The 25,844-nt window shown below is 56.6% G+C and carries 33 protein-coding genes and 1 riboswitch; of the genes, 15 read left to right on the top strand and 18 right to left on the bottom strand.

Annotated elements, in window-relative coordinates; genetic code table 11:
• Positions 1 to 301 precede the first annotated feature (301 nt).
• The gene (gene sdaA / locus ACJ8M3_RS03825) at positions 302 to 1,666 is read left to right on the top strand and encodes an L-serine ammonia-lyase (RefSeq protein ID WP_033650934.1); all 1,365 of its coding nucleotides are present in this window, start codon (positions 302 to 304) and stop codon (positions 1,664 to 1,666) included.
• A 267-nt stretch (positions 1,667 to 1,933) separates the two neighbouring features.
• Positions 1,934 to 3,520 carry an EAL domain-containing protein gene (locus ACJ8M3_RS03820; protein ID WP_089197147.1) on the top strand — a complete coding sequence of 529 codons (1,587 nt, stop codon included), beginning with the start codon at positions 1,934 to 1,936 and terminating at the stop codon, positions 3,518 to 3,520.
• A gap of 16 nt (positions 3,521 to 3,536) precedes the next feature.
• On the opposite strand, the gene ACJ8M3_RS03815 is transcribed toward ACJ8M3_RS03820, so the two are convergent.
• Positions 3,537 to 5,081 (bottom strand): TerC family protein, encoded by a 1,545-nt coding sequence (locus ACJ8M3_RS03815; RefSeq protein WP_033643383.1) that lies wholly within the window; start codon positions 5,079 to 5,081, stop codon positions 3,537 to 3,539.
• A 562-nt stretch (positions 5,082 to 5,643) separates the two neighbouring features.
• On the opposite strand from ACJ8M3_RS03815, the gene manX reads away from it, so the two are divergent.
• The 5 genes from manX (at position 5,644) to mntP (ending at position 9,813) form a co-directional block, all read left to right on the top strand.
• Positions 5,644 to 6,603: a PTS mannose transporter subunit IIAB gene (gene manX, locus ACJ8M3_RS03810; RefSeq protein WP_042784756.1), complete on the top strand. Its 960-nt coding sequence runs from the start codon at positions 5,644 to 5,646 to the stop codon at positions 6,601 to 6,603.
• Between the two features lie 56 nt (positions 6,604 to 6,659).
• Positions 6,660 to 7,460 carry a PTS mannose/fructose/sorbose transporter subunit IIC gene (locus tag ACJ8M3_RS03805; RefSeq protein WP_033634888.1) on the top strand — a complete coding sequence of 267 codons (801 nt, stop codon included), beginning with the start codon at positions 6,660 to 6,662 and terminating at the stop codon, positions 7,458 to 7,460.
• A gap of 15 nt (positions 7,461 to 7,475) precedes the next feature.
• Positions 7,476 to 8,318, top strand: a complete 843-nt coding sequence (locus ACJ8M3_RS03800; RefSeq protein WP_033634889.1) for a PTS mannose transporter subunit IID — start codon at positions 7,476 to 7,478, stop codon at positions 8,316 to 8,318.
• Between the two features lie 54 nt (positions 8,319 to 8,372).
• Entirely contained in the window at positions 8,373 to 8,831 is a 459-nt protein-coding gene (locus ACJ8M3_RS03795; protein ID WP_033643385.1) for a DUF986 family protein, read from the top strand.
• Between the two features lie 218 nt (positions 8,832 to 9,049).
• A riboswitch (yybP-ykoY riboswitch) is annotated at positions 9,050 to 9,232 on the top strand.
• 11 nt (positions 9,233 to 9,243) lie between these two features.
• The gene (mntP, locus tag ACJ8M3_RS03790; RefSeq protein ID WP_025159822.1) at positions 9,244 to 9,813 is read left to right on the top strand and encodes a manganese efflux pump MntP; all 570 of its coding nucleotides are present in this window, start codon (positions 9,244 to 9,246) and stop codon (positions 9,811 to 9,813) included.
• A 62-nt stretch (positions 9,814 to 9,875) separates the two neighbouring features.
• On the opposite strand, the gene rlmA is transcribed toward mntP, so the two are convergent.
• Positions 9,876 to 10,694, bottom strand: a complete 819-nt coding sequence (rlmA, locus tag ACJ8M3_RS03785) for a 23S rRNA (guanine(745)-N(1))-methyltransferase (protein WP_089197148.1) — start codon at positions 10,692 to 10,694, stop codon at positions 9,876 to 9,878.
• 161 nt (positions 10,695 to 10,855) lie between these two features.
• Between rlmA and pgeF the strand changes: the two genes are divergently transcribed.
• Positions 10,856 to 11,572: a peptidoglycan editing factor PgeF gene (gene pgeF / locus ACJ8M3_RS03780; protein WP_033650929.1), complete on the top strand. Its 717-nt coding sequence runs from the start codon at positions 10,856 to 10,858 to the stop codon at positions 11,570 to 11,572.
• 52 nt (positions 11,573 to 11,624) lie between these two features.
• Here pgeF and cspE read toward each other — a convergent pair whose 3' ends face one another.
• The 3 genes from cspE to ACJ8M3_RS03765 form a co-directional block, all read right to left on the bottom strand.
• On the bottom strand, positions 11,625 to 11,834 hold the full coding sequence (gene cspE / locus ACJ8M3_RS03775; RefSeq protein ID WP_002221949.1) for a transcription antiterminator/RNA stability regulator CspE: 210 nt from the start codon (positions 11,832 to 11,834) through the stop codon (positions 11,625 to 11,627).
• 41 nt (positions 11,835 to 11,875) lie between these two features.
• Positions 11,876 to 11,992 (bottom strand): DUF2627 domain-containing protein, encoded by a 117-nt coding sequence (locus tag ACJ8M3_RS03770; protein ID WP_002211058.1) that lies wholly within the window; start codon positions 11,990 to 11,992, stop codon positions 11,876 to 11,878.
• 682 nt (positions 11,993 to 12,674) lie between these two features.
• Positions 12,675 to 13,709 carry an MBL fold metallo-hydrolase gene (locus ACJ8M3_RS03765; RefSeq protein ID WP_046687259.1) on the bottom strand — a complete coding sequence of 345 codons (1,035 nt, stop codon included), beginning with the start codon at positions 13,707 to 13,709 and terminating at the stop codon, positions 12,675 to 12,677.
• 221 nt (positions 13,710 to 13,930) lie between these two features.
• On the opposite strand from ACJ8M3_RS03765, the gene ACJ8M3_RS03760 reads away from it, so the two are divergent.
• A complete protein-coding gene (locus tag ACJ8M3_RS03760; RefSeq protein ID WP_033643389.1) occupies positions 13,931 to 14,221 on the top strand; it encodes a hypothetical protein in 291 nt (96 codons plus the stop codon).
• A gap of 40 nt (positions 14,222 to 14,261) precedes the next feature.
• On the opposite strand, the gene ACJ8M3_RS03755 is transcribed toward ACJ8M3_RS03760, so the two are convergent.
• The 3 genes from ACJ8M3_RS03755 to ACJ8M3_RS03745 form a co-directional block, all read right to left on the bottom strand.
• Entirely contained in the window at positions 14,262 to 15,623 is a 1,362-nt protein-coding gene (locus ACJ8M3_RS03755) for an amino acid permease (RefSeq protein ID WP_089194867.1), read from the bottom strand.
• Positions 15,624 to 15,798: 175 nt separating this feature from the next.
• Positions 15,799 to 16,035 (bottom strand): DUF4060 family protein, encoded by a 237-nt coding sequence (locus ACJ8M3_RS03750; RefSeq protein ID WP_025303167.1) that lies wholly within the window; start codon positions 16,033 to 16,035, stop codon positions 15,799 to 15,801.
• Positions 16,036 to 16,110: 75 nt separating this feature from the next.
• The gene (locus ACJ8M3_RS03745) at positions 16,111 to 16,413 is read right to left on the bottom strand and encodes a phage protein NinX family protein (RefSeq protein ID WP_033643391.1); all 303 of its coding nucleotides are present in this window, start codon (positions 16,411 to 16,413) and stop codon (positions 16,111 to 16,113) included.
• A gap of 169 nt (positions 16,414 to 16,582) precedes the next feature.
• On the opposite strand from ACJ8M3_RS03745, the gene fos reads away from it, so the two are divergent.
• Positions 16,583 to 16,990: a fosfomycin resistance glutathione transferase gene (fos, locus tag ACJ8M3_RS03740; protein ID WP_033643393.1), complete on the top strand. Its 408-nt coding sequence runs from the start codon at positions 16,583 to 16,585 to the stop codon at positions 16,988 to 16,990.
• 38 nt (positions 16,991 to 17,028) lie between these two features.
• Here fos and ACJ8M3_RS03735 read toward each other — a convergent pair whose 3' ends face one another.
• Both ACJ8M3_RS03735 and ACJ8M3_RS03730 read right to left on the bottom strand, forming a co-directional pair.
• The gene (locus ACJ8M3_RS03735; protein WP_033643394.1) at positions 17,029 to 17,304 is read right to left on the bottom strand and encodes a YebO family protein; all 276 of its coding nucleotides are present in this window, start codon (positions 17,302 to 17,304) and stop codon (positions 17,029 to 17,031) included.
• Between the two features lie 81 nt (positions 17,305 to 17,385).
• Positions 17,386 to 17,544, bottom strand: a complete 159-nt coding sequence (locus tag ACJ8M3_RS03730; RefSeq protein WP_004927688.1) for a PhoP/PhoQ regulator MgrB — start codon at positions 17,542 to 17,544, stop codon at positions 17,386 to 17,388.
• Positions 17,545 to 17,705: 161 nt separating this feature from the next.
• Between ACJ8M3_RS03730 and ACJ8M3_RS03725 the strand changes: the two genes are divergently transcribed.
• Positions 17,706 to 17,939, top strand: coding sequence for a YobH family protein (locus ACJ8M3_RS03725; RefSeq protein WP_033643398.1), 234 nt, complete (start codon positions 17,706 to 17,708; stop codon positions 17,937 to 17,939).
• Between the two features lie 40 nt (positions 17,940 to 17,979).
• On the opposite strand, the gene ACJ8M3_RS03720 is transcribed toward ACJ8M3_RS03725, so the two are convergent.
• Positions 17,980 to 18,219 (bottom strand): DUF2766 family protein, encoded by a 240-nt coding sequence (locus ACJ8M3_RS03720; RefSeq protein ID WP_025303170.1) that lies wholly within the window; start codon positions 18,217 to 18,219, stop codon positions 17,980 to 17,982.
• Between the two features lie 187 nt (positions 18,220 to 18,406).
• On the opposite strand from ACJ8M3_RS03720, the gene ACJ8M3_RS03715 reads away from it, so the two are divergent.
• Positions 18,407 to 18,619, top strand: coding sequence for a YccJ family protein (locus tag ACJ8M3_RS03715; protein ID WP_004927694.1), 213 nt, complete (start codon positions 18,407 to 18,409; stop codon positions 18,617 to 18,619).
• Positions 18,620 to 19,063: 444 nt separating this feature from the next.
• Positions 19,064 to 19,450 (top strand): helix-turn-helix domain-containing protein, encoded by a 387-nt coding sequence (locus ACJ8M3_RS03710; RefSeq protein ID WP_004927697.1) that lies wholly within the window; start codon positions 19,064 to 19,066, stop codon positions 19,448 to 19,450.
• Between the two features lie 25 nt (positions 19,451 to 19,475).
• On the opposite strand, the gene ACJ8M3_RS03705 is transcribed toward ACJ8M3_RS03710, so the two are convergent.
• From ACJ8M3_RS03705 to lysM, 5 genes are all read right to left on the bottom strand, one after another.
• Complete coding sequence (locus ACJ8M3_RS03705) at positions 19,476 to 19,829, bottom strand: DUF1304 domain-containing protein (RefSeq protein ID WP_047574842.1); 354 nt, start codon at positions 19,827 to 19,829, stop codon at positions 19,476 to 19,478.
• A 427-nt stretch (positions 19,830 to 20,256) separates the two neighbouring features.
• Positions 20,257 to 21,198 carry a pirin family protein gene (locus ACJ8M3_RS03700; RefSeq protein WP_122016314.1) on the bottom strand — a complete coding sequence of 314 codons (942 nt, stop codon included), beginning with the start codon at positions 21,196 to 21,198 and terminating at the stop codon, positions 20,257 to 20,259.
• A gap of 106 nt (positions 21,199 to 21,304) precedes the next feature.
• Positions 21,305 to 21,469, bottom strand: a complete 165-nt coding sequence (locus ACJ8M3_RS03695) for a hypothetical protein (protein ID WP_162837199.1) — start codon at positions 21,467 to 21,469, stop codon at positions 21,305 to 21,307.
• Positions 21,470 to 21,492: 23 nt separating this feature from the next.
• Positions 21,493 to 21,648: a hypothetical protein gene (locus tag ACJ8M3_RS03690; protein ID WP_162882310.1), complete on the bottom strand. Its 156-nt coding sequence runs from the start codon at positions 21,646 to 21,648 to the stop codon at positions 21,493 to 21,495.
• Between the two features lie 263 nt (positions 21,649 to 21,911).
• On the bottom strand, positions 21,912 to 22,358 hold the full coding sequence (lysM, locus tag ACJ8M3_RS03685) for a peptidoglycan-binding protein LysM (protein ID WP_060660612.1): 447 nt from the start codon (positions 22,356 to 22,358) through the stop codon (positions 21,912 to 21,914).
• Between the two features lie 228 nt (positions 22,359 to 22,586).
• On the opposite strand from lysM, the gene ACJ8M3_RS03680 reads away from it, so the two are divergent.
• Together ACJ8M3_RS03680 and ACJ8M3_RS03675 are read left to right on the top strand one after the other, a co-directional pair.
• Positions 22,587 to 22,778, top strand: coding sequence for a YebW family protein (locus ACJ8M3_RS03680; RefSeq protein ID WP_004934567.1), 192 nt, complete (start codon positions 22,587 to 22,589; stop codon positions 22,776 to 22,778).
• Between the two features lie 123 nt (positions 22,779 to 22,901).
• Positions 22,902 to 23,126 (top strand): biofilm development regulator YmgB/AriR family protein, encoded by a 225-nt coding sequence (locus ACJ8M3_RS03675; protein ID WP_016927388.1) that lies wholly within the window; start codon positions 22,902 to 22,904, stop codon positions 23,124 to 23,126.
• Positions 23,127 to 23,207: 81 nt separating this feature from the next.
• Here the strand turns inward: ACJ8M3_RS03675 and ompC are convergent, their stop codons facing one another.
• Positions 23,208 to 24,290 carry a porin OmpC gene (gene ompC, locus ACJ8M3_RS03670; RefSeq protein WP_046687263.1) on the bottom strand — a complete coding sequence of 361 codons (1,083 nt, stop codon included), beginning with the start codon at positions 24,288 to 24,290 and terminating at the stop codon, positions 23,208 to 23,210.
• A 567-nt stretch (positions 24,291 to 24,857) separates the two neighbouring features.
• Entirely contained in the window at positions 24,858 to 25,841 is a 984-nt protein-coding gene (gene astE, locus ACJ8M3_RS03665) for a succinylglutamate desuccinylase (RefSeq protein ID WP_442514609.1), read from the bottom strand.
• Positions 25,842 to 25,844: the final 3 nt, after the last annotated feature.

The following is a 25,844-nucleotide window of genomic DNA, read 5'->3' as shown; positions in this document are numbered from 1 at the left end:
CCTTACGAAATACCTGTAAAATACCACCGTCCGAGATAAACCACTGTAGAAACAGGGATTAAGCCGGCGGCGTTCAGCAAGGAAAGCTGGCGCGATTACCGTTAATGGAGCTTGGGCGAAAGCGGATGCCCCGCACAAGGGTTCGCCCCGGGTAATCAGTAAAAAAAGCGACACCACGGATTATTTAATTTCATGCGAAAAAGGCAGCCGAACCCGCACGGCCCTTTTACAATATCGCTGTTCCCTGCGCGGTTTTTAACCGCCGCAGCCATAACAATACGTCTCTTTAAGGAGTTTTAGCGTGATTAGCGTTTTCGACATGTTTAAGATCGGCATCGGCCCGTCCAGCTCTCATACGGTTGGACCGATGAAAGCCGGCAAACAGTTTGTCGACGATCTGGTAAATAAAGGCCTGATGCCTTCTATCACGCGTGTTGCCGTAGACGTTTACGGCTCACTCTCATTGACCGGCAAAGGTCACCATACCGATATCGCTATCATTCTCGGCCTGGCCGGCAACATGCCGGACACCGTCGATATCGATAGCATTCCGGGTTTTATTCGCGATGTAGAACAACGTCAACGCCTGATGCTGGCCAACGGCCTGCATGAAGTCGATTTCCCGCGCGACGGCGGCATGGTCTTCCGCAGCGACAACCTGCCGCTGCACGAAAACGGCATGCAGGTCCACGCCTTCGCCGGCGATAAAGAAGTGTACAGCAAGACCTATTACTCTATCGGCGGCGGCTTCATCGTCGATGAAGAGAACTTCGGCAAGGCCGCCGAGCAAGAACTGCAAATGCCTTATCCGTTCAATTCCGCGCGCGAAATGCTCGACCACTGTCGCGATACCGGGCTGTCGCTGTCCGGCATGGTGATGCAGAACGAACTGGCGCTGCACAGCAAGCAAGAGATCGACACCTACTTCGGTAACGTCTGGCAAACCATGCGCGCCTGCATCGATCGCGGTCTGAACACCGAAGGCGTGCTGCCGGGCCCGCTGCGCGTGCCGCGCCGTGCCTCCGCGCTGCGCCGCATGCTGGTGGCGTCGGACAAACTGTCCAACGATCCGATGAACGTGATCGACTGGGTCAACATGTTCGCGCTGGCGGTTAACGAAGAAAACGCCGCCGGCGGCCGCGTCGTCACCGCGCCGACCAACGGCGCCTGCGGCATCGTGCCTGCCGTGCTGGCTTACTACGATCACTTCATCGAGTCCGTCAGCCCGGACATCTATATCCGCTACTTTATGGCGGCGGGCGCCATCGGCGCGCTGTACAAGATGAACGCCTCCATTTCCGGCGCCGAAGTCGGCTGTCAGGGTGAAGTCGGCGTGGCCTGCTCCATGGCGGCGGCCGGCCTGGCCGAACTGCTGGGCGGCAGCCCTGAGCAGGTATGCGTGGCGGCGGAAATCGGCATGGAACACAACCTGGGTCTGACCTGCGATCCGGTCGCCGGCCAGGTGCAGGTGCCGTGCATTGAGCGCAACGCCATCGCCTCGGTCAAGGCGATCAATGCCGCCCGCATGGCCCTGCGCCGCACCAGCGAACCGCGCGTTTCGCTGGATAAGGTGATCGAGACCATGTATGAAACCGGCAAAGACATGAACGCCAAGTATCGAGAAACATCACGCGGCGGCCTGGCTATCAAGGTGCAATGCGACTGACCGACAACCCCGCCACCCGGCGGGGTTTTTTATGGGTAATCAATTCATTGAGCGTTTTTGTGACAATGTCACCAGAAAAAATCCTGCATTTTTCTCATCGATCCAGCGGTTAGCCTGCAAATTGACCTTCTGTTTTGCCAAATCGAAATAATTTACTGAGTTACCATCAATCTTGTATAACCTCAGGCTAGAATTAGCCGAGCGCAACTTAAGGATCTATGGCCTGACCGTGACTCGGAGCTGGATTACCGAACAAGGATTTACCGGATGTTGATGACCCACCTCGCCGCGTCCCAATATCGTTACTACCGTTGGCTGCTGGCCGGAGCGGTGGGCGCGGCTATTCTGTTGGTATCGCTGTATACCCGTTACTATCAAGAGGTCAAAAGCATCGAGCAGAGCCAGCAAACGTTGGCCACCCGCACCGTCGGCAAGATTGACCAGCTGCTGTCCCCCGCGCAGCTGCAGGCGGAACGCAGTATGGACATGCTGGAACAACCCTGCGAGAACGTCTCATCGACCCTACGCTTTCGCGCTGCGCAAAATCAGGCGCTGCGCGCCATGCTGCTGGTAAAAAATGGCATCATCTACTGCTCCAGCCTGTTTGGCGCCCGTCATTATCAGTTGGCCGCCGTGCTGCCGATTTTCGTCAACAGCAACGTCAAGCTGGCGCTGCGCCCTTCGTTGGCGGTGAGCAAAGGACTGCCCACGTTGGTGATGTGGACACCCTCCCCCGGCGATAGAACCAGCGGCGTGCTGCACGTCTTCAATATCGAGCTGTTATCGAACTTTTTACTCGAACCGCAGGAGCCTTATGTTCAGCGAATGGTGCTGAACGTAGCCGACAGCAGCCTGGAATACGGACGCCGTGAAATCCTGCGCCGCGACACCCTGACCAACGACCTGCGTTACACCGCCGGTTCCGAGCGGTACCCGTTCTCGATTTCGCTGTTCGGCCCGCAGGTCGGCATGCTGGCGTTTTCCGCACTGCCGCGCCATATTCCGCTGGCGCTGTTGATCAGCCTGCTGGCGGCCTACGTGGTCTACCTGCTCACCGCTAACCGTATGAGCCTGTCTTATCACATCGGTCATGCCATTACCCACCGGGAGTTCCGCGTTTACTGCCAACCGATCATTCACAGCGATACCGGCCGCTGCGCCGGCGTCGAGATGCTGCTGCGTTGGAAAAAGAAACGGCAGGGGTGGATCTCGCCCGACGTGTTTATCCCGCTGGCCGAGCAGCATGAGCTGATCATTCCGCTGACCCGCTATCTGATGAACACCGTGACGGAAAATCTGCAGCTGTTCCCGCCGCGGCCGTCGTTCTATATCAGCATCAACGTCGCGGCCGAGCATTTTAAAACGCTCAACATCATCGACGATATCCGCCAGATTTGGCTGCCGGCGCACCCAATGCCGTCACTGATGCTGGAGCTGACCGAGCGCACCGCGCTGTCGGCCATCCAGCATGACCAGATCCGGACGCTGAAAGACATGGGTATCATGCTGGCCATCGACGATTTCGGCACCGGCCACAGTTCGCTGAGCTACCTGAAAAACCTCAGCCCGGACGTGTTGAAGATCGACCGCGGGTTTACCGCGGCCATCGGCACCGACGCGGTAAACGCCACGGTGACCGACACCATCATTACGCTGGCGCAGCGGCTGAAGCTGAAGTTGGTGGCTGAAGGGGTAGAAACGGCGGAACAGGCTGACTATCTGCGCTCACGCGAGGTCAATGCCCTGCAGGGGTATTATTTCGCCAAACCGATGCCGATCCACGTTTTCCCGCTATGGTTGCAACAGTACGAATCGCGCGTCAGGCATGCGCAAGAGGATCCGCCGGAGGCCTGAGCCTCCGGCGAACGGGTTACGACTGCGTCGGCTCGTCAAAGACGACGCGGGTGACACGCACCAGTTCGATGCGGTATTCGGAGACGTCGACGATATCGAAACGCAGGTGGTTCAGCTCGATAGTATCCCCCACCACCGGCATCTGGCCGTAGTGGGCCAACAGCAGCCCCGCCAGGGTGGCGTAGTCCGCGGTTGGGCTCACCAGGTCATCGCAGGCCAGCGCCTGTTCCAGCGAGTGCAGGTCGGTCCCGCCCTTCACCAGCCAGCCGTCGCCTTCCGCCACGATGTCCGGGGTTTCATCTTCGTCCGGGAATTCACCGGCAATCGCTTCCAGCACGTCCAGCGGCGTCACCAGCCCTTGCACGACGCCGAACTCGTTGGTGACCACCACCAGACGCCCTTTGGCGCGACGCAGCACCGCCAACAGCTTGATGACGTCCATGGTTTCCGGCACCACGATCGGCGGCGTGCGGGCGGCGAACTCGGCGATATCTTCACCCTGCTCCAGCGCCACCAGCAGATCCTTGGCGCGCACCACGCCGACAATCTCATCCACCGAATCGCGGCACACCGGGAACAGACTGTGCGGCGTGTCCAGCAGCTGTTCGCGCACCTCTTCGCGGGAGCGCTCGCAATCGACCCAGGAAATCTCGGTGCGCGGCGTCATCACGCTGCGCAATGAGCGCGAGGCCAGCGTCAGCACGCCGCTGATCATATAACGCTCTTCCTCCGCAAAGGTTTCATCCCGCGGCAAGGCGACCGCATCGTCCGTCTGCTGCGCGCGCTGCTGCCCCATCAGGCGCATGATCGCTTCCGCGGTGCGCTCGCGCATCGGGCGACGCGCCTGATGCTTGATGAAGTTGCGACGCGCGATCTGGTTGAACAATTCAATCAGGATCGAGAAGCCGATCGCGGCGTACAGATAACCTTTAGGAATATGCAAGCCGAAGCCTTCGGCGATCAGGCTCAGGCCGATCATCAACAGGAAGCTCAGGCACAGCACCACAATGGTCGGGTGCGCGTTAACGAAGTTAGTCAACGGTTTGGACGCCAACAGCATCACCGCCATCGCGATCACCACCGCCGCCATCATCACCGGCAGATCGTTCACCATGCCCACTGCGGTAATCACCGCATCGAGCGAGAACACCGCGTCGAGGATGACGATCTGCACCACCACCGCCCAGAACTTGGCGTAACCGCGGTTGGCGCCGTCCTGGTGCGTCTGCCCTTCCAGCCGTTCATGCAGCTCCATGGTGGCCTTGAACAGCAGGAACACCCCGCCGAACAGCAGGATAAGATCGCGGCCCGAGAAGCTGAAATCGCCGACGCTGAACAGCGGCGTGGTCAGCGTCACCATCCAGGAGATCACCGACAACAGGCCCAAACGCATCAGCAGTGCCAGCGACAGGCCGATGATGCGCGCTTTATCACGCTGCTTCGGCGGCAGCTTGTCGGCCAAAATGGCAATGAACACCAGGTTGTCGATGCCCAGCACAATTTCCAGCACCACCAGCGTAAGCAACCCCGCCCAAATAGAGGGGTCCATTAAAAATTCCATATCAGACTCCAGAGAAAAGTGGGAACGAGCGCAGGAGGCTCAGACGTGACGATGCCGCCGCTGCATGGGCGCAGTCGACAATAGCAAGGTGACGGGATGGGATTACCGGGTGGTGGCCGAGCGGCCGAACAGCATATGTAACGCCAGCAGGTGGCGGGTGAAACCTGGAAAAACAGTAACTTCGGTGACAGTCCATAGGGAGGGCTGAGGCCCTTCACTCCTTAGTGATGAAAGAGGAAATTACTGTATCAGGATTTTTCTGGCGGACAAAGCGGCTTTTTCAACGGCGGTTTAAGGTTGCGCCCTGTCATCTCGCCCACGACCGCTAAGATTTATCCGAGCATTGAATAGCGGAGCAGCGTCACAAAAAATATTTTTTCACTCACTAAAATAAATGACGCGTTCGTGAAGTATCGCGCACAGGCATTTGAAACTGCGTGAGAAATGTTAGGCGTGCGTTTCTTTTTTTCTACCATAATGTATCTGAACCGCGGAAGTGACTGCCAAGACGGCACGGAAGAACGATATACACCGTGCCTGGAGTTCAACGAGGAGGTAGCGAGTGGCAATAGCTATTATCATCGGCACACACGGGGCTGCAGCGGAACAACTGCTGAAAACGGCGGAGATGCTATTGGGCGAGCAGGACAACGTCGCCTTTATAGACTTCGTTCCCGGTGAGAATGCCGAAACGTTAATCGTCAAGTACAACGAAAAAATCAGTGGATTGGATACCAGCGGCGGCGTGCTGTTCCTGGTGGATACCTGGGGCGGTAGCCCGTTCAACGCCGCCAGCCGCATTGCGGTCGATAAAGACAACTATGAGGTCGTCACCGGGGTCAACATTCCGATGCTGGTGGAAACCTTCATGGCGCGGGACGATAACCCCGCTTTCGATGAACTGGTGGCGCTGGCGTTGGAAACCGGCCGTGAAGGCGTGAAAGCGCTGAAAAAACCGCAAGAAGAACCCGCAAAACCCGCAGCACCCGCCCCGAAAGCCGCTGCTCCTCAGGCGCCGTTGGGGCCGAACGATCACATGAAAATTGGCCTGGCGCGTATCGACGATCGCTTAATCCACGGCCAGGTCGCCACCCGCTGGACCAAAGAGACCAACGTCAGCCGCATCATCGTCGTCAGCGATGAGGTCGCCGCCGACCATGTGCGCAAGACCTTGTTGACCCAGGTTGCCCCGCCGGGCGTCACCGCTCACGTGGTGGACGTGGCGAAGGCCATCCGCGTCTGGAACAACCCGAAATACGCCAACGATCGCGTGATGCTGTTATTCACCAACCCGACCGACGTTTGGCGTCTGGTGGAAGGCGGCGTGGAGATTACATCCGTCAATATCGGCGGCATGGCGTTCCGTCAGGGGAAAACCCAGGTGAACAACGCCGTTTCCGTCGATGAAAAAGATATCGAAGCGTTTAAGAAGCTGAACGACCGCGGTATCGAGCTGGAGGTGCGTAAGGTCTCGTCCGACAGCCGGCTAAAAATGATGGACCTGATTAACAAACTCAATTAGTGGCGCCAGCCGCTGATTATTTTACTCAGAGCTTTTTTGGTCATAGGAGAAGTGCAATGGAGATCACCACTCTTCAGATTGTGCTGATATTTATCGTTGCCTGTATCGCCGGGATGGGTTCCGTCCTCGACGAGTTCCAGTTCCACCGCCCGCTGGTCGCCTGTACCCTGATCGGCTTCATCCTCGGCGACATGAAAACCGGCATCATCATCGGCGGTACGCTGGAAATGATCGCCCTCGGCTGGATGAACATCGGTGCGGCGGTCGCGCCGGATGCCGCCCTGGCGTCCATCATCTCGACCATTCTGGTCATCGCCGGTGGGCAGAGCGTCGGCGCCGGTATCGCGCTGGCCATTCCGCTGGCGGCGGCCGGCCAGGTGCTGACCATCATCGTGCGTACCCTCACCGTGGCCTTCCAGCACGCGGCGGACAGCGCTGCGGAGCGCGGCAGCCTGCGCGCCATCACCTGGATCCATATCGGCGCCCTGCTGCTGCAGGCGATGCGTATCGCCATCCCTGCGGTCATCGTCGCCATTTCGGTCGGCACCGCCGGGGTACACGCCCTGCTCAACTCGATCCCGGAAGTGGTCACCAGCGGCCTGAACATCGCCGGCGGCATGATCGTCGTGGTCGGTTACGCAATGGTGATTAACATGATGCGCGCCGGCTACCTGATGCCGTTCTTCTATCTCGGTTTCGTTACCGCCGCCTTCACCAACTTCAACCTGGTGGCGCTCGGCGTCATCGGCGTGGTGATGGCCGTGCTGTATATCCAGCTCAGCCCGAAATACAACAAATCTCAGGTTGTCCAGGCCGGCCCGGCTAACGCGAACGATCTCGATAACGAACTCGACTAGGAATAGGTGAGAGAAATGGTTGATACAACTGCTCAAAAGAAACTCACGCCGGCCGACATTCGCGGCGTATTCCTGCGCTCTAACCTGTTCCAGGGGTCATGGAACTTCGAACGCATGCAGGCGCTGGGTTTTTGCTTCTCGATGGTGCCGGTGATCCGTCGCCTGTATCCGGAAAACAATGACGATCGCAAACAGGCGATCAAACGCCATCTCGAATTCTTCAACACGCACCCTTACGTGGCGGCGCCGGTGCTCGGCGTGACCATGGCGATGGAAGAGCAACGCGCCAACGGCGCGCCGATCGACGACGGCGCGATCAACGGCATCAAGGTCGGTTTGATGGGGCCGTTGGCAGGCGTCGGTGACCCGATCTTCTGGGGCACCGTGCGGCCGGTGTTCGCCGCGCTCGGCGCCGGCATCGCCATGAGCGGCAGCCTGCTCGGACCGATCCTGTTCTTCGTGCTGTTCAACCTGGTGCGCCTGCTGACCCGCTACTACGGCGTGGCCTACGGTTACCGTAAAGGGGTGGATATCGTCAACGACATGGGCGGCGGCTTCCTGCAAAAACTGACGGAAGGAGCGTCCATTCTCGGCCTGTTTGTGATGGGGGCGCTGGTCAACAAGTGGACGCACGTGAATATCCCGCTGGTGGTGTCCAAGATAACCGACCAGACCGGGCATACCAACGTCACCACGGTGCAGACTATCCTCGACCAGCTGATGCCGGGCCTGGTGCCGTTGCTGCTGACCTTCGCCTGCATGTGGCTGCTGCGCAAGAAAGTCAACGCGCTGTGGATCATCATCGGCTTCTTCGTCATCGGTATCTTTGGCTATTGGATTGGCCTGCTGGGCCTGTAATCGTTCGAAACGGCCGGGGGGCAACCCCCGGCTTTTTTATGTGTGGAGCAAGAGATGTCACTGACCGACGCCGTACTGATGCTGTTCATCGCCCTGCTGTTGCTGTATTCGCTGTATGACGAATTCGGAATGGATCTGCTGAAAGGCAAAACGCGGCTCAAAGTGCCGCTCAAACGCCGCAACCGGCTCGACAGCCTGATTTTCGTCGGCCTGATCGCCATTCTGATTTACCGCAACGTCACCACCAACGGCGCGGCATTAACCACTTACCTGCTTATTTCTTTGGCGCTGCTCGCCATCTATATCGCTTATATTCGCTCGCCCAAAATGGTGTTTAAAGCGCACGGTTTTTTCTTCGCCAATGTGTTTGTCGAATATAACCGCATTAAAGCCATGAATTTATCGGAGGATGGCATTCTGGCCATCGACCTGGAACAGCGCCGGCTGTTGGTTCAGGTAACTCACCTGGACGACCTGGAGAAGATTTATCACTTTTTCGTTGATAATCAATAAATAAAAATAAATCCATTCCGTTATCGCTCAAACCCCGCGCTGCTTGTGGACAATTAATCGGCAGCGCCATTTCCTTTCTGACTATTATTTCCGCAACATTGTTACCCCCGGCTACATTATATTCCCGCATGAACTCAGATTAATGAAAACGAGTCTCAATTAAGAACCAATATTGCCAAATAATAAGGTTGTCGATGGCTGAAATAATATGGTATGGTTGCGCCGTCATTGGGGAGTAGCCGGTTTCTGGAGAATAAAAACCAGAAACGCCCGTATCAACATACTCGTTTCGCCGTATGAAACGTGGTGCGGGCAGCCAGGTAAGGTTGGCGAGACCATAGGCACGTAACTCCGTCGTTTGGTTGGGGGTGGGTTACGTGTATATGGAGCCACCCGGCCGAGGCTATTTCACATGAACCTTTCAGCAACGCTTATTCTCGCTTTCGGCATGTCCATGGATGCTTTCGCCGCTTCGATCGGTAAAGGCGCCAGCCTGCATCAACCCCGTTTTCGCGAAGCGATCCGCACCGGCCTGATCTTCGGCGTGGTGGAAGCGATCACCCCGCTCATCGGTTGGGCCATCGGCCTGTTCGCCAGCCAATACATCATGGAATGGGACCACTGGGTCGCCTTCTCGCTGCTGTTCATTCTCGGCATGCGCATGATCGTCGAAGGGGTGCGCAACAGGCCCGACGAAGAAGAGAAGGTCAAACGCCATGGTTTCTGGTTATTGGTCGCCACCGCCATCGCCACCAGCCTCGACGCCATGGCGATCGGCGTCGGCCTGGCCTTCCTGCAGGTGAATATCGTGCACACCGCGATGGCCATCGGCTGCGCCACCATGATCATGGCGACGCTGGGCATGATGATCGGCCGCTTTATCGGCCCGCTGCTCGGCAAACGCGCCGAGATCCTCGGCGGCGTGGTGCTGATAGGTATTGGCGTCAACATCCTGCTGGAACACCTCGGCTACCTGGCCTGAGGCGACCGAACTGCAAAAAAAACCTGCCGCGGCAGGTTTTTTTGTTTCTGGACGCGCGCCTTTTAAGCGCGACGTCGGTACAACGCCAGGACGAAATCCGTCTCGCACACAAACTCCCCGCCCTCGGCCAACCGCTGTTGCACCTCCGGCGTGGCGCGCCAGGCGAACGGCGTCATCTGCAGCAGGTTGGCGGCCTGCGCGCCCGGCAAGGTCATCGTATAGGCCAGCGCCTCTTTGCGCTCGCAGTCGAACCCATCGAACTGTTCGTCCTGTTCGGCATGCAGCTGCACCTGCGGGTACACCCGCTCTTTCAGCTGGTACAGATGACGCGGGCCCGGCGAAACCGTCACTACCACGCCGCCCGGCTTCACCACCCGCGCCAGCTCCTGCGCCTTGCAAGGGGCGTAGATGCGCAAGACCGCATCCAGCGCCCCGTCGGCGAACGGCAAACGGTGGCTGGAGGCGACGCAGAACGAGACCGCCGGATAACGTTTGGCGGCATAGCGGATCGCCACCTTCGCGACGTCCAACCCGTAGACCGCCATATTGCGCCCCTGGGCCAGCCGTGAGGCCACGGCGGCGGTGTAATACCCTTCCCCACAGCCTATGTCCAATAACGCGCCAGCATCGGCCGCCAGCGCCACATCCAGCCACTCGGCCACCTGCGCTTGCAGCGGCTGATAATACCCACCGTCGAGAAACGCGCGCCGCGCCTGCATCATTTCCGCGCTGTCTCCCGGCTGTTTCGATCGCTTGTGCTGTACCGGCAGCAGATTGACGTAGCCCTCTTTGGCCTGATCGAACTGATGATTGCTGTCGCAACGCCATTGTTGAGACGAAAAATGCAGCGGCTGATGACACAGGGGACATTGATAAGACATGAATGGGCTTCCAGAGAGACAGGGCGCGGCTAGTCTAAAGAAGGCGCCGGTTTGATGCAAGGCGCATCCCCGCTCGCTTTCATCGCCAACAACACCTGGCCAAGCGGGGAAAAAGCTGGCTACACTGAGAGTCTGTTTTCTCACGCAGGTGAAAATAATTTATGAGCGATCGTTCCGCGCTGCTCGATGCGGTGCCCCACATTCAGCACGGCTTCGGCAGCAAACTCGCGCTGCTGCCGGGGCATCTGCTGCCCTACAGCGCCACATTGCCGGAAAAGAAGCAGGTGCATGGCACCCGCATCGTCGATGTGCTGCAACCGGCGCAGGCGTGCGGTGAGGCCGATGGCTTCTACACGCGCCAGCCCGGCATTCTGCTCAGCGTGCTGACGGCGGATTGCCTGCCGGTGCTGTTCAGCCGTCGTGACGGCGGCGCCATCGCGGCGGTGCACGCCGGCTGGCGCGGGTTGCTGGACGGTATTCTGGAACAGATGGCGGCCCGCATTCGCCAGGACGGCGACACCGCCGATTGGGTGGCTTCCATCGGCCCCGCCGCCGGCCCGTGCTGTTACGAAGTTGACGAAGCGCTGGTGGAAAACTTTAAACAGCGTCTGCCGCTGCCCGCTACGCTGATCAGCCCGCACTATCGGCATCTGGATCTGGCCGCGATCGCCGAATACAAGCTGACGACGCTCGGCTTCGCCGCCGTTGACCGCTCAGGCAGTTGCACTATCTGCACGCCGGACGTCGATCCGCAGCGGCCGCAGCGCTTCAAATACACCAGCTATCGCCGCAACAGCCATCGGCGCGCGCAGGATCCGACGCATCCGGGCATTAAAGGCCGCAACCAGTACGCCGGCATCGTCATCGTCGCCGAATGACGGAAACGAAAAAGCCCGCGCGAAGGCGGGCTTTTTGTACAGCTGACGCTGATTAGATAGCAGTAACGTTTACTGCAGATGGGCCTTTCTGGCCATCTTGGATTTCGAACTCAACGTTCTGGCCTTCAGCCAGGGTTTTGAAGCCGTTACCCTGGATTGCAGAGAAGTGTACGAACACGTCTTTGCTGCCGTCAGCCGGGGTGATGAAACCGAAACCTTTAGACTCGTTGAACCACTTAACTTGACCTTTGATCTTTGCCATCTTGAGTATTTCCTTTGGATTGTTTAAACCGCCCGTAGGCGTTACATAGACAAACTAGAGTCGTTACTGCTTGAGGCACTAAGATAAGGATCGGCAGAGAAGCGGTATTCAACGCTAACGTCTTTACTCAGAACTTCTTTACTGAAAATGCCACACATATACAGAACTGTACCTCGTTTTACCCAGATGCGTTATCACATACTCTGTATGCGATGGCAAGCCATTTTTAATCACTGAACGACATGTCGCACATATTTGAAACGGTCGAGAGCCACATTTGCTTAAATAGGCCAAAAGATGTTGAAGCATCGGCTATTTTCTGCTTGCTAAAATCACTGCGCCAGACCCCGCATTCTGCTGGCGTTTTAACAAAACTTTCATCGTATTGACGCCTATCTGTCTCGTCATTTCCGCTTTTTTGCCGCTTATAGCGTTAAAAAATTTGAATCTTTATGGAATTTGATATGCAACATTTGAATATCGATGAACGGGGGCCAATTTATTCATCGCTCCTCCGACCATTTACCGCCGGAAAGCCCATTCATCATCGGCTTTCAGCCCTGCCGCCAAACGGCGCGGGCGAGCACGGCGAACGGGCCAGCGGTGACGCATCCGCCCTGCACAACGGATGCATAAACATGCAAAGCGCCGACACCTCTCCCGCTTGCCGGTGGGTTCATCATAAATAATCCGAATATCATTAACCTCAATAGCCGGAATAGTCTTATCAATAACGAAAGTTCAACGTTGAATTAAATCCTGAAAACAAGGGGGTTATTTGAATCACCACCCGCGCTTATCAATTCGGCTAATTACAGCCGCGCTTTCAAACCGTTGGTTTTATTCATCCCGCAGCGCCGCCGGGTGATGAGGTAACGCAGACGGTGAGCCCTGCAACGCGATGCGCTCGCCAATCTTCAGCGGATGGAATTGATGCTGCTCCAGCCCCGCTTCACTCAACGCCAGGTTCAACTGCTGCGGCGGCTCGTCCAGCGATTCATCCGCCAATTCGAACACCCCCCAATGAATGGGAATGGCGCGCGGCTGATTCAGTTGACGGTACAGCGTCACCGACTGCTGCGGATCCATATGCTGTTCCTGCATAAACCAGCGCGGCGCATAGGCGCCGATGGGCAGCGCCGCCACGTCGAACGGCCCCAGCCGTTGACCGATCTCCGCCAACCGTTCCGAATAGCCGCTGTCACCGGAAAAATAAAACCGCAGCGCCGGATGGTGGATCACCCAGCCGCACCACAGCGAGCGATTGCGATCCCACAGCGTGCGCATGCTCCAGTGCCGCGCCGGCGTGGCGTAGACCGTCAGCTCGCCCAACGGCAGACTCTGCCACCAGTCCAGCTCATGCACCTTCAGCCGATAACGGCGGAACCAGCGCTTCAAGCCGAGCGGCACGATGAACTCGGCCTGAGGGAAACGCCGCGCCAATTGCCGCACCGTGCGCCTGTCAAGGTGGTCATAATGGTTATGGGAGATCAGCACCGCATCCACCGCCGGCAGTTGCTCCACCGTCAGCGGCGGCGGCGTTCTGCGCTTCGGGCCGTAAAAGCTCAGTGGCGATGCGCGTTGGGACAACGCCGGATCGATCAGGATATAGCGCCCGCTCAACCGCAGCAGCATCGAGGCATGCCCCAACCACCAGACGCTGTCGCCACTGCCGCTGAGATCGGCTGGCTGCCACCAGCGTTCGGTAAATTGCGCGTAGCCCTGCTGCGGCGGCTTGGGCAACCCCTGGCGCTTGCGCTCATCTTGCCAACGTTGAAGATCCCCCTCCTGACGCCGCGAAGGTTCCGGGTTGCGAAATCCCTCCGGCGTGTGATGCGCCTTGGCCGCGTCGTAATAACGGTTGATTCTTTTCATCCAGCGTCTTCTCCCGACCCTCAGCGCCCTGCACGGGCATGACTTTCAGTGTAACAAACCCGATGAAGCTCGCACTTCGTCAGCCGTGCGCTGCATTGAGGGAGCTTTTGCCGTATGCTGTTGTCTCACTTCGGTGAGACAGCCAGGGCCGCCAAGAGCCCGTTAAGACTCTCTTAAGAACTTTGTGATTGACTTGTAGGGCATACAGAAAAGGAGAAGTTATGAGTCGTTCGACATCCCGCAAATCAGGCGCAGGCCTGGGGCGCCGTATTCGCAGCGCGCTGCTGGCGCAGAAGCAATACTGGAAAATGTATTTCGCCATGAAGCTGCGCCGCGTGCGCGTGCCTGCACCGCTGGTGCTGCTTGGCGGTTCGCTGCTCGGGTTCTTCATGCTGACCCTGCTGATGCTCAGCGTGGTGACCATCGACGTCATCAGCACCCTGCTGCTGCTGTGCCGGAAACTGCTGGGACGGGGTGACGGTGAGGGGCGCGCCTTTATGCCGCGCAGCTGACGAGAAGAGCGCGGAGGCGCAATACGCCTCCGCGCGCAGATTAACGCTTGGCGCCTTTGCGGCGCGTCAGCATGAATCCGCCCCACAGCACTGCAACCCACACCGGCATCAACAGCACCGAAATGCGGATCCCTTCGCTGAAATACATAATCACTAAAATCAGGCCGAGGAACGCCAGGCACAGATAGTTGCCGAACGGATACCACAGCGCCTTAAAGCTCGGAATGACACCCTGACGGTTCTTCGCCGCACGGAATTTCAGGTGCGCCAGGCAGATCATCACCCAGTTGATCACCAGGGTGGACACCACCAGCGCCATCAGCAGCTCAAACGCCTTGCCGGGCATCAGATAGTTGATCAGCACGCCGATCGAGGTAATCAGCGCCGACAGCGCGATGGACAGGACCGGCACGCCGCGCTTGTTGACGCGCGTCAGCGCTTTCGGCGCATTGCCCTGGCTGGCCAGCCCGAACAACATGCGGCTGTTGGCGTAAACGCCGCTGTTGTAGACCGACAATGCGGCGGTCAGCACCACCACGTTGAGCACCGTCGCCACCAGATTGCTGTTCAGCGCATGGAAGATCAGCACGAACGGGCTGCCGCCCTCCACCACTTGCCCCCACGGATAAAGCGAGAGCAGTACGGTCAGCGAACCGATATAGAAAATCAGAATACGGTACACCACCTGATTGGTCGCTTTAGGAATGCTGCGACGCGGATCCGCGGCTTCCGCCGCGGTGATGCCCACCATCTCCAGCCCGCCGAACGAGAACATGATCACCGCCATCGCCATCACCAGCCCCGAGAAGCCGTGCGGCATAAAGCCGCCCTGCTGCCACAGGTTGGTGACACTGGCCTGTGGCCCACCGTTGCCGCTGGCCAACAGCCAGGCGCCAAACACGATCATGCCGACAATCGCCACCACCTTGATGATGGCGAACCAAAACTCGGTTTCGCCGTACAGGCGCACGTTCACCAGGTTGATCAGATTGATCAACACAAAGAACAGCGCGGCGGACGCCCAGGTGGGGATCTCTGGCCACCAGTACTGAATGTAGATGCCGACGGCGGTCAATTCCGCCATGCCGACCAGAATGAACATCGCCCAGTAGTTCCAGCCGGAAAGGAAACCGGCGAAATCACCCCAATATTTATAGGCAAAGTGACTGAAAGATCCGGCGACCGGCTCCTCCACCACCATTTCGCCCAGCTGGCGCATGATCAAAAACGCGATAAAACCACCGATGGCGTAGCCCAACAGCACGGCGGGGCCGGCCATTTTAATGGTTTGCGCAATGCCGAGAAATAAACCGGTGCCGATGGCGCCCCCGAGGGCAATAAGCTGTATGTGTCTGTTTTTTAATCCGCGTTTTAGCGGGGTATCCTGATGCTGACCGCCCATCTTATCCTCATATGGCGTACCTCCTTGCCGTTATCGGCCAAGATTTCACCAATCAATAAATGTATCTGCGGGCGGCTTTTTAACACTTAACCCCGTGAGCATCAAGGAGTAGCGCCCCGAGACGGCAGACCGGAGCGCGATTTTTTAACCGAGGGAGAGCGGGTAACGGCGGCGTTCAGCCAGGCATACCGCACAGTTTGGTCAGGTTGCGCGCGCCGATCATCAGCGTGGCGACATAAGATTGGCGACGCGTAACCACTTCCACCGCCACGCGATCGTTTTGATATTTTATCAGATAGGTCGAGGGCCAGCCTTGACGGCGCTGGCCGAAGCTTTCGGCATGACGATCGATCGCCGCATGGGCAATCACCAGATGAGACAAGTTTTTATCACCTTTGATAATGCGCTTCATAAACAGCCTCCGCCAACGACAGCTCTGTTATTAGAAAAAGGAGAAACTCTTACCAATCACCGGTATTTTTGCGAATCAGTTAGCCTGTCGGCTCATCAGAAAACAGATCATCGCCGCGCGCAGCGGGCTGGCGCTGTCGGCCTGCCATTCACCGCCCTGGGTGCTCATTCGCGCCTGCCACTGTGGGCTGTCGCTGTGGTTGTCGGGGTTCAGACTGATTTTGTTGGCGCAAATGATCGGCCAGGCGTCGGAGGGATTCTTGCAGTAATCTTTACCTTTCACGCCGCCGTAGGGATACCACTTGTCCGGGTTCTCCCCGGTCAGCAGCGCAATGCTGCGGTTCACTTCGGCATCGCTTTCTTCGTACCATTTAATCATCGGCTTTATCCATCTTTTGTAAGGTTCGCGCTACATTACGATGTCTGTAAGACAGTTTTATGACAGCGTCGCCGGTTTTCACATTATCTGCACTAATGTTTCGCCCCCTTTAACTTTTCTCCCCTTCTGCGTACACTTTTCGTCTGTTTAGCGCCCAGGAAACGCACGCATGTTGACCGGCCTCAACCACCTGACGCTCGCCGTCAGCGATCTCGATCGCAGCTTCGATTTTTACCGTCATCTGTTGGGGTTTACCCCTCACGCCCGCTGGCAAGGCGGCGCCTATCTGTCGTTGGGGGCGTTGTGGCTGTGCCTGTCATTGGATGAGGCCCGCACGCAACCACGGGCGCGTGATTACACCCATTACGCCTTCAGCGTCGCGCCGGAACACATTGAACGGGTCAGCGAGCGGCTGCGCCAGAGCGGCGCAGAAGAGTGGAAAAGCAATCGCAGCGAGGGCGAGTCGCTCTATTTTCTCGATCCTGATGGGCATCAGTTGGAGATCCATGCCGGCGATCTGGCCAGCCGCCTGGCGGCATGCCGGGAAAAACCGTATCAGGGCATGGTATTTTACTGAAGCGCCCCGGCGGCGCAGCGCCGGCCGGAGCAAGGTGTTCAACGTTCGGGGATAAAACCTTTAAAATCCAGCGCGGGGCTGAGATCGTCGTCATCAGCATCGCCGCCGTCGGCGCGAGCGCTGTGCGCCAAACGCTTCAACAGCGCCGTTTGTTGACGTTGCTGCTCGGCAATTTCCTGCAGCAGGCGAATCTGCTCGTTGGCGCGCACGCTGGCGCGGTTCACAAGGAACCAAACCCAGAGCCCCACCAGCAACGCCACGGCGGCGAGAGCCAACGACAACAGGCCGTTCTGGCCAAAACCTAAATCGTACATGGACAACCCTATCTACTGCGAAATTCAGGCCGCCATCTTAACACTCGCGGCGGCCGGGCGAACATCCCTGCCAAAAATTGCTTACCAGGGTACGAAGCGCGTCACCGAACAGATGCCCAGCGCAAAATTTCCACCATCGTCGCAATAACTGTCCAGCGCCAACAGGTAGAAAAACAGGCAGGCAGCGACGGCCGTCATTATCACGAGGATTTTTTTTCGCAACAAATTTAGCAGCCTCATTGTTATCAGGATGGTCTATCGCGCATGTTATCACAGCAAAGTTAAACGAAGTTTAACTTGTCGTTTAGATTTCTGGCTATCGCCCGATTTTCAGACTGTTACCCTTGCCCTCGCGCTGGCGCCGTGGCTAGATGAACCCTCAGGGATAACGAGGAAACGCAATGAGCAGACTGATTAAGTGGGTACTGGTATTGGCGGTCATTTACGGCGGCTTTTTGATCTCGGGCTACGGCGTGCTGATCGGCAGCAACAAGAACGTCGGCGGATTGGGATTGCAGTGCAAATACCTGACGGCGCGCAACGTGGCGATCGCCCAGTACGTCAATGGCGACAACGGTTTCATCGGCGTGACCGACTGCCCGCTGTTCAAGAAAATCGAAACGGTGGTGGATTAACCGCCACCGCCCGACGCCGCCGCCCTGCGGCGGCCCCGCCTCAGCTGCGGGTGAACTTCATCTCGATCAGCGCAATCGCCTTGTCAATCGCGCGACGAGTCACCGGATCGGCGCCTGCAGGATGCGTGGAGAAATCGATGCTTTTAAGCTGACCCGCCATCTTGTCACGCACTTCGGTAGGCGCAATCACGTCGATAACGTCCAGAATCTGTTTGATGACCAGTTGGCAAGCGACCAGATCGGAAGCCAGTTCCTGCTCGTTGCTCAGCATGTCAGACATAATAATTTTCCTCTTGATTCAAACGCCGCACAGAATAGCACGCCGCCTGCACCATTGCCCGCCCTCACCGCCTTTTTCCCCATTCTGCGCACCGCCGGGCAAAAGCCCGCGGCAGATTAGCCTATACTTGCAGCATGACGGTGATAAAAACATCCGTAACCTAAGCCACAACCAACAGGAGATAGTTATGGCGAATCACAATGTGAAATCCTGGGCAACAGTGCGTGAAACTTCGGTGGAAATTGCCGAAGCTATTTTTGAACTGGCAGGGAACGATGAAGTGTTGGCGCAGAAAATCTGGGAAGAAGGCAGCGATGAAGCGCTGGAAAAGGCTTTTGCCAAAACCACCGCCGACCAGCTTTATTGGGGAGAGGAAACCGTCGAGCGTAAAAACGTTTAAGCCGCCAGGCAACAAAAAGCCCGGGTTTCTGGCCCAGGCTTTCCCGATTAGCGCTCACCCCGCTCAGCGGCGTGCATCTCTGCTTGCTCTCACGGTTCTTCACCTCCCACACCTTCCGCATTTTTCATGCTCATCACCGGCGTCGCCATAAAAGCGCCGACGCCCACGATTACAACCAGAGTAATAATCACTGTCATTAACATGCGATCACCCCATCAACGTTGAGTTGTTACGGCTGACTCTGTTTTGGCGGTTCTTGCTGCGGTCTGCTCCGCGTCACCCACCGCGGCGGCGACAGTCTCAGATTAGCCGTTTTTCCTTTCGGCTGACAAGCGGCGGTTCAACGGTTTTTCCGAATCATGCCCCGTCATCGGCGGCGTTTTTTGTCCGCGGCGGCAAGTTGTGTATACTTCACCGCTATGTAGATCTCACACTGACGCACTGATGATACAAGAACACCATCTCTCATTGGTCTGCGCCCTCAGCAAATGGGTCGAAACTCACCTCGGACGAGTGATCCATCTCGAAGAGCTGGCCGAGTACTCCGGCTACTCGCTGTGGCACATGCAGAAGCTGTTCAAAGAAGCGACAGGGATTTCGCTGGGCAAATACATTCGTGAACGCCGTCTGGCCGGCGCGGTCTATCAACTGCGCAGCAGTGAAGCGTCGATTTTCGATATCGCCCTGGACTTTGGCTTCGGCTCACAGTCCCACTTCACCTACATGTTCAGAAAGCGTTTTAATATCACGCCTTACGATTTCCGCCAGGATCTGAGCGTCGATCTGCACATCGATCCGCCGCTGCACGTCATTCACCAAAAATCCGCCTGATTTTCGCCCGCCGTCAACCGGCGGGTTAACGCGCGCCCGAGACCGCCAGCAGCGCGATCGCGGCCGGCAACGCCTGCACCCACAGGATCTTGCGGCTGGCGGTCAGCCCGCCGAACACGCCGGCCGCCAGCACGCAGCCGAGAAAGAACAGCTGCAGCGCCACATCTTCACGCCAATAGCCCCATACCAGGCCCAGCGCCAGAAAACCGTTGTACAGTCCCTGGTTGGCGGCCAAGACCCGCGTGGCCGCGGCGAACTCCGCCGTCGTCCCGAATGCTCGCCTGCCGATCGGCGCGCGCCACAGGAACATTTCCAATACCAGGATATAAAGGTGGAGCGCCGCGATAAGCAGCAGAACAATGTCAGCAATGAGCTTCATGATTATCCAAATAGCGAAATGGGGATGCCGTCAAGTATAAGTGATGGGTGAATATCGCTCACCATCCAAGATAAAAAAACCCGCCGAAGCGGGTTTATGCAGGAGTCATTTTTTGAGGTTAGTGTAATACGGCAACCAACAATGCCGCGACAGAGACCCAAAACAGCGCCGTGGCAACCACGACATGGGACAGTCTTGCACGATAAAGAACTTGGCTCATAATGACCTCACTGACATCAGACTAACGGGAGACAACCTGACTTCCTGAGGATTATCCTAATCTTCTTCCGTTTATCATTATATGCGTCAGATCACTATTTCGTTGAGAAACTTTATATTGTCGTGAAGCTGGAGCCGCGATCACATTTATTGCGCGTTATTAGAGCGAAATAAGTCGAATAATCTCGGCGATTATATCCTAACGCTATCAAACTTCGCTCCACGGCAGGCGTGGCGCGGCCATGCGCTCACCGGAATAACCGCTGACCGCCGGAAAACGATCCGTTTCCTGCTCCCAATCGCGCTGAGCCTGAATAATTTCCGCTTTGGTATGGCCAACGAAGTTCCACCAGATAAGGATCTCTTCATTTAACGGCGCTCCACCGATTAATAATCCCCGGCTGCCCTTCTCTGCATTTAACTCAATAGAGTTATTACCCATGCCTAAATAGGCGAATGCGTCAGGTGAAAATGTTTCACCATTAAGTTCAAATGCACCAATCAGGGGCAAAAAGCCGATTTCATAATCATCGCGCAGCGGCAATTGCGCCGTCGCCGCCTCTTGCCATTCCATATCAATGGCGATTAATGGCGAAAGAGTAAACACCGGTGAACGATAAGCGCCAAATTCCCCGACCAGCAAACGGTGATTCACGCCGTTATTCCGCCACTGCGGCAAATCGGGATAATGATCGAATCGCGGTGCCATGTCGGCATATTCGGCCGGCAACGCAATCCACAATTGTGCGGCGTGCAGCCGTCGGTCCTCGCCCACCGACTGTTCCGTATGCGCGATGCCATGCCCTGCGGTCATCAGATTGACCTGCCCCGGACGGATCAACTGTTCGCTGCCGAGGCTATCGCGGTGCAGCACCTCACCCTCGATCATCCAGGTAAAGGTTTGCAGACCGGTGTGCGGATGCGGCCCTACGTCCATGCCGGGCGCGGTGCCGTTGAATACCGTCGGGCCGGCGTGATCGAGAAAACACCAGGCGCCGACGGTGCGCCGCTCCCGGGTTGGCAACGCGCGGTTGATAGGAATGCCGCCCACTTCGGCATTGCGCACGGCAATGCGCTGGATCTGGCGCGCGCCGTCAATGACAGGGCACTCGCGTGAGGGTGAAAAGCGCGTAGGACGTGACTGACTCATCGCAAAGACCTCCTGAATGGCGCCGATTCGCCAAGGATAATCGCCCCAGCTTAGCACAGGACAACGCCCCCTGGAGAGCGACGACGCTCAGCCGCGCTCACGCGGATTAAGGTGTTTTGATGTAGCAGCTTTTAATATCGATATCGTCGTGGGCATGCCTGAGATCGGAGAAATAAGTCACTCCGAAGAGAATCGACACGACCAGCAGTACAGAAACCAACAGGCCGATAATCGCCAACAGTTTGGTTTCATCGTGGAGATTGGGCTCCATTTTCTCTCCCCTAGTTAATGACGTCAGGTCAGCCACAGCGTAACCGCCAACGTAAAAATGATCAGTGAGCAGGACGCAATCGCCAAAACGACGATCGCAAATTGCGCATCACCCAAGGTTTCTCTGTAGTTTTTATCCGTCAAGGCGTTACGCTGCTGTTTCACTAAATCGGCTTTCACTCGTTCAACTGCTGCATTGCTGTTTGATGGGGCAAGACACCCCCTCAGAATGGGGGAGCGAAATCCCCCTTCGGCTGCTCAGTCCGCAACCGGGCCATGACGCTACCAACTTTCCCCCCCAGGGTCAACACCGCCGCCGCGGGCCGGCGAGCGCAAGCACACGGTATGTGTAACTTTTATTTAGAGGGAAGGGAAATAAGAGATGCTTATAGCGGAGGCAAAAAAAAGCCCGGCACATCGCCGGGCCAGGGGAGACAGAGGCGTTATTGCGGGACACGCAAAACCTGTCCCGGATAGATCTTGTCCGGGCTCGACAGCATCGGCTTGTTGGCTTCGAAAATTTTGTTGTAAAGATTGGCGTTACCATACATCTCTTTGGAGATTGCGCTCAGCGTATCGCCCTTCTTCACGGTATAGAAGCGGCTCTCGGCGTCGGATTGCGCTACCGCCACCTTGTCTTCCACACCGCTGATGCCCGCTACGTTGCCGATAGCCACCAGAATCTTCTCTTTCAGCTCCTGGCTGACGGCATCGCCGGTCACCACCGCTTTCCCATCGACCACCTGCACATCGACTTTGTCGGTGCCCGGCAGGCCGCTCTTATCGAGATGCTCCTTGAGTTTGGCGCTTTGATCTTCGGCGGAGGCATTGCCGGTGACTGTGTCCCACAGTTTTTCGCCCGCTTCTTTGACAAAGTTAAACAAGCCCATAATCACTCCTTTTGATGGTTGCACTAATGCGTTTAAGTAAGGCTTGTTAAGCTTAGCATCGTCAAAAGGATATGCCATCCGCTCACGGCGCCAGAAACGGTTAGAGTATTCCGAAAGTGTCGTCAGCGGCGTTTCAACGGTGATTAATCGCGCAATGATGCTGAAAAATATTGCTTTTTTACCTACACTGTTGCAGACAAGGCGACTCGACGAAGGAGGCGTGCAACGATGTACGCATTGGTGATGTTTGTCTGTTATCTGGATGGTGGCTGCAGTGAAATGGTGGTCGACATATTGCGCGACGAGCCACAATGCCTGGTCGCGATGAAGGAACAGAACTTGCGACACGCCGGTTGTTATCCCATGGAAGAGTTTATCGACGGCTTCTGGTTGCCAGCCAGCGAATATTCGGATTTTTAATTCCCTTCCCGCGCGATGCTGAGGAATTTCTGATTTCATCAGAAACTTCGTCTTCCTCCGAGGCATAAGGCCGCTGTTTTGCTAAATTGCGGCTCCCGAAGAAGAGAGAGACAGAGAAAGGTCATGCCAGCATCAGCTCATTCCAACGAGCAATATGAAACTCTGCTGCGCGACGTCAGCCTGGCGTTAGGCGACGCAGTGTTGCAGTTAATCAAAAACCATAAAAAAGTATCCGGCGGCAATATTCTTTCACAGTTGGTGACCGAAATAGAGCGTGAGCAGGATCAGCAACGTTTCGCCGCGCTGCGTTCCGCCATTGAGCTGGTCGGGTTGGCGCCCAAAGGCTGAGCTCCCGATAAAACAAAGGCAGGGCTTACGCCCTGCCTGATTACCAATCCCGACACAGGATGAAGGTAATGGAATTGCCGCTTAGAAGCGATACGTCAAGCTGACGGCAACGATATCATCGTTGGCCAGTTTCAGTTTGTTATCGTCGCTCAGCTGGTTGATTTGATAATCAACGTAGGTGTACATATTTTTGTTGAAGTAGTAAGTCGCCCCCACTTCCACGTATTTCACCAGGTCGGCATCACCGATCCCTTCGATATCCTTGCCTTTGGACTGCACATAGGCCACGGAAGGGCGCAGGCCGTTCTCGAATTGATACTGGGCCACCACTTCGAAGTTTTGCGTTTTGTTGGCGAAGCCGGAAGTGCCATTGACGCTGATCGGCGTCATATTACGGGTTTCCGCATACATCGCAGCCAGGTAAACCTGGTTGGCATCGTATTTCACTGCGGTGGTCCATGCAGTGGCGCTGTCGCCCTTGCCATATTGCAGCTCTTTCTGCTTGCTGGTGCGGTTAGAATCAGAGAACGCCGCCGCTACGCCGATGCCGGAACCGCCGATGTCCTGGTAGTCCAGAGACAGGCCGTAACCGTCGCCGTTTTGCTTGGTCACGCTGCGACCGTCGCCGTCGTTTTTACCCTGATACTGCACCGCCAGGTTCAGACCTTCCACCAAACCGAAGAAGTCACGGTTACGGTAGGTGGCCAAACCGTTGGAACGGGCGGTCATAAAGTTATCGGTATAGCTGTAGGAGTCACCGCCGAATTCCGGCAGCATGTCGGTATATGCCTCGGCGTCATACACCACCCCGTAGTTACGACCGTAGTCGAAAGAACCGTAGTTGCCGAATTTCAGCCCCGCAAAGCCCAGACGCGTTTTGGTGCCGGCGGTGCCCTGCGCTTCGTCGTGATTGGCCTGGACGTTGTATTCCCACTGACCGTAACCGGTCAACTGGTCATTGATTTGCGTTTCGCCTTTGAAGCCCAGGCGAACATAGGTCATATCGCCGTCATTGGACTTACTGTCGCTGAAATAATGCTTGGCGTTAACGCGGCCGTACAGGTCGAGTTTATTACCATCCTTATTGTAGATTTCAGCCGCGTTGGCGAAGGAGGTGATCGCCCCGAGGGCGACAGCTAAGGCTAATACACTGCGTTTCATCATTTATTTTCCTAGATATTATAATTAGAACCCTGCCCGTCACGCCCAATTTATAGTTTGGGCTGTGATTTTATCTTTTGGTATTTTATGAGCCCCCCTAATGTGGGGTGATGTGACATTAGCATCATGAATCAAAACTTAAAATCAAAAAGTTCATGAAACAACGAGGAGAAAGCATGTTTATTTGTAACTAAATATGTCAAAAATGAAAGCGCATAACCTATTGAATATAAGAATTTTTTATCACATAACTTATAACCAAAATGGTGCACCGCACTATTTTGGTGCATTTTGGTTTCGTTTTGCGTGCTTTCTGCGCGATTCAAAAGTAACAATAAGATTAGCATGGTTATTAAAAACGTTACTTATTTCACATTTTTATATTAACAATCTCACCGGGCAATTAAGGCTTTCAGATAACGGCCTGACACAACCTTTTATTCACGCGTATAAAGGGCGGTATTCGGAACGAATAAAATTCGCCTTACGGCAATTAAAATAGCGGGAAATAGCAGAATGAAATAATGGGGAGAATAACGGCGGCGCGCTGACGGCGCCACCGAGGATAAATCAATACAGCGTAGAACGGGAAACTTCGCTCAACAGCATGCCGGCGCGCAGGCCCAGCGCCACAGTGGGGTTAGGAAACAGTATCCACGCGCCCTCTTGGCCAACGCGATACTCCTCCTGCGGCTGCTCGCACAGCAACATCCCCGGTTTCAACTCGGTGAAGTTAGCGGTGTCATCATCCAGATGCAGCTTGAAATCCTCGCTGTGTTTGATCAACGAGTGCATCACACGGAATACCCGGATCGCCTCGCCCACGCGCTCCGGCAACGGCCCCTCGCTGACCGCCGCCCGCAAAGCGCGATCGATGGCGGCAAACTGCTGCAGATCGTTGCTGCCGAACGGCCGCGCTTTACCCAGCTCGAGCGTACAGCTCGCCGCATTGAGATGTTCGCTGGAGTAGTGGCTAAAAGTCCCGCCCGGGGCGCTGTGCACCACCAGCGCATCCAAATCGGCGGCATCCAGCAGCTTCAACATGGGCTCACTGTACGGGCGTTTCTGGAAGGGCAGAATGCCGAAACGTGGCAATCGCGATTCACGAATGGCGGTGTGCAGATCGTAATGGAAGCGCGCCGCCTGTTCGCCATCAAAAAAGGCGGCGAGCGTGCGCTCCAACTGCTGGGCGCGCGCGGTTTCCCCGCTGGCGGCGAAGTTGCGGTAGCGGCCGCCGAACATGCGGTTCATGTCGCTGTGCAGATAGCGCTTGCCCGCCCGCATCGCCGCCGGGTTGCCCAGCACCACCAACAGCCGCACCGTCAGCGGTAACCGGCCGGCAAGGAGATCGCCGACCAGTTGATTGAGCAGTTCAATCGGCGCGGTTTCGTTGCCGTGTACGCCCGCCGACACCACCAACGCCTGGCGATAACGCTGCCGCGGCGTGAGTTCCAACACCCCTTCCCCCAGCCAACGCCAGCGCAGCTGCGGCGTTTCGCCCTGCCATTCGGCGGGTTCTTTCCCCTCCAGCGTCAGGGGCAGTAGATCGATCATGCA

Source organism: Serratia sp. CY55921, assembly GCF_052167655.1.
Classification (GTDB): Bacteria; Pseudomonadota; Gammaproteobacteria; order Enterobacterales; family Enterobacteriaceae; genus Serratia; species Serratia ureilytica.
This window is presented reverse-complemented; position numbering and strand designations above follow the sequence as displayed.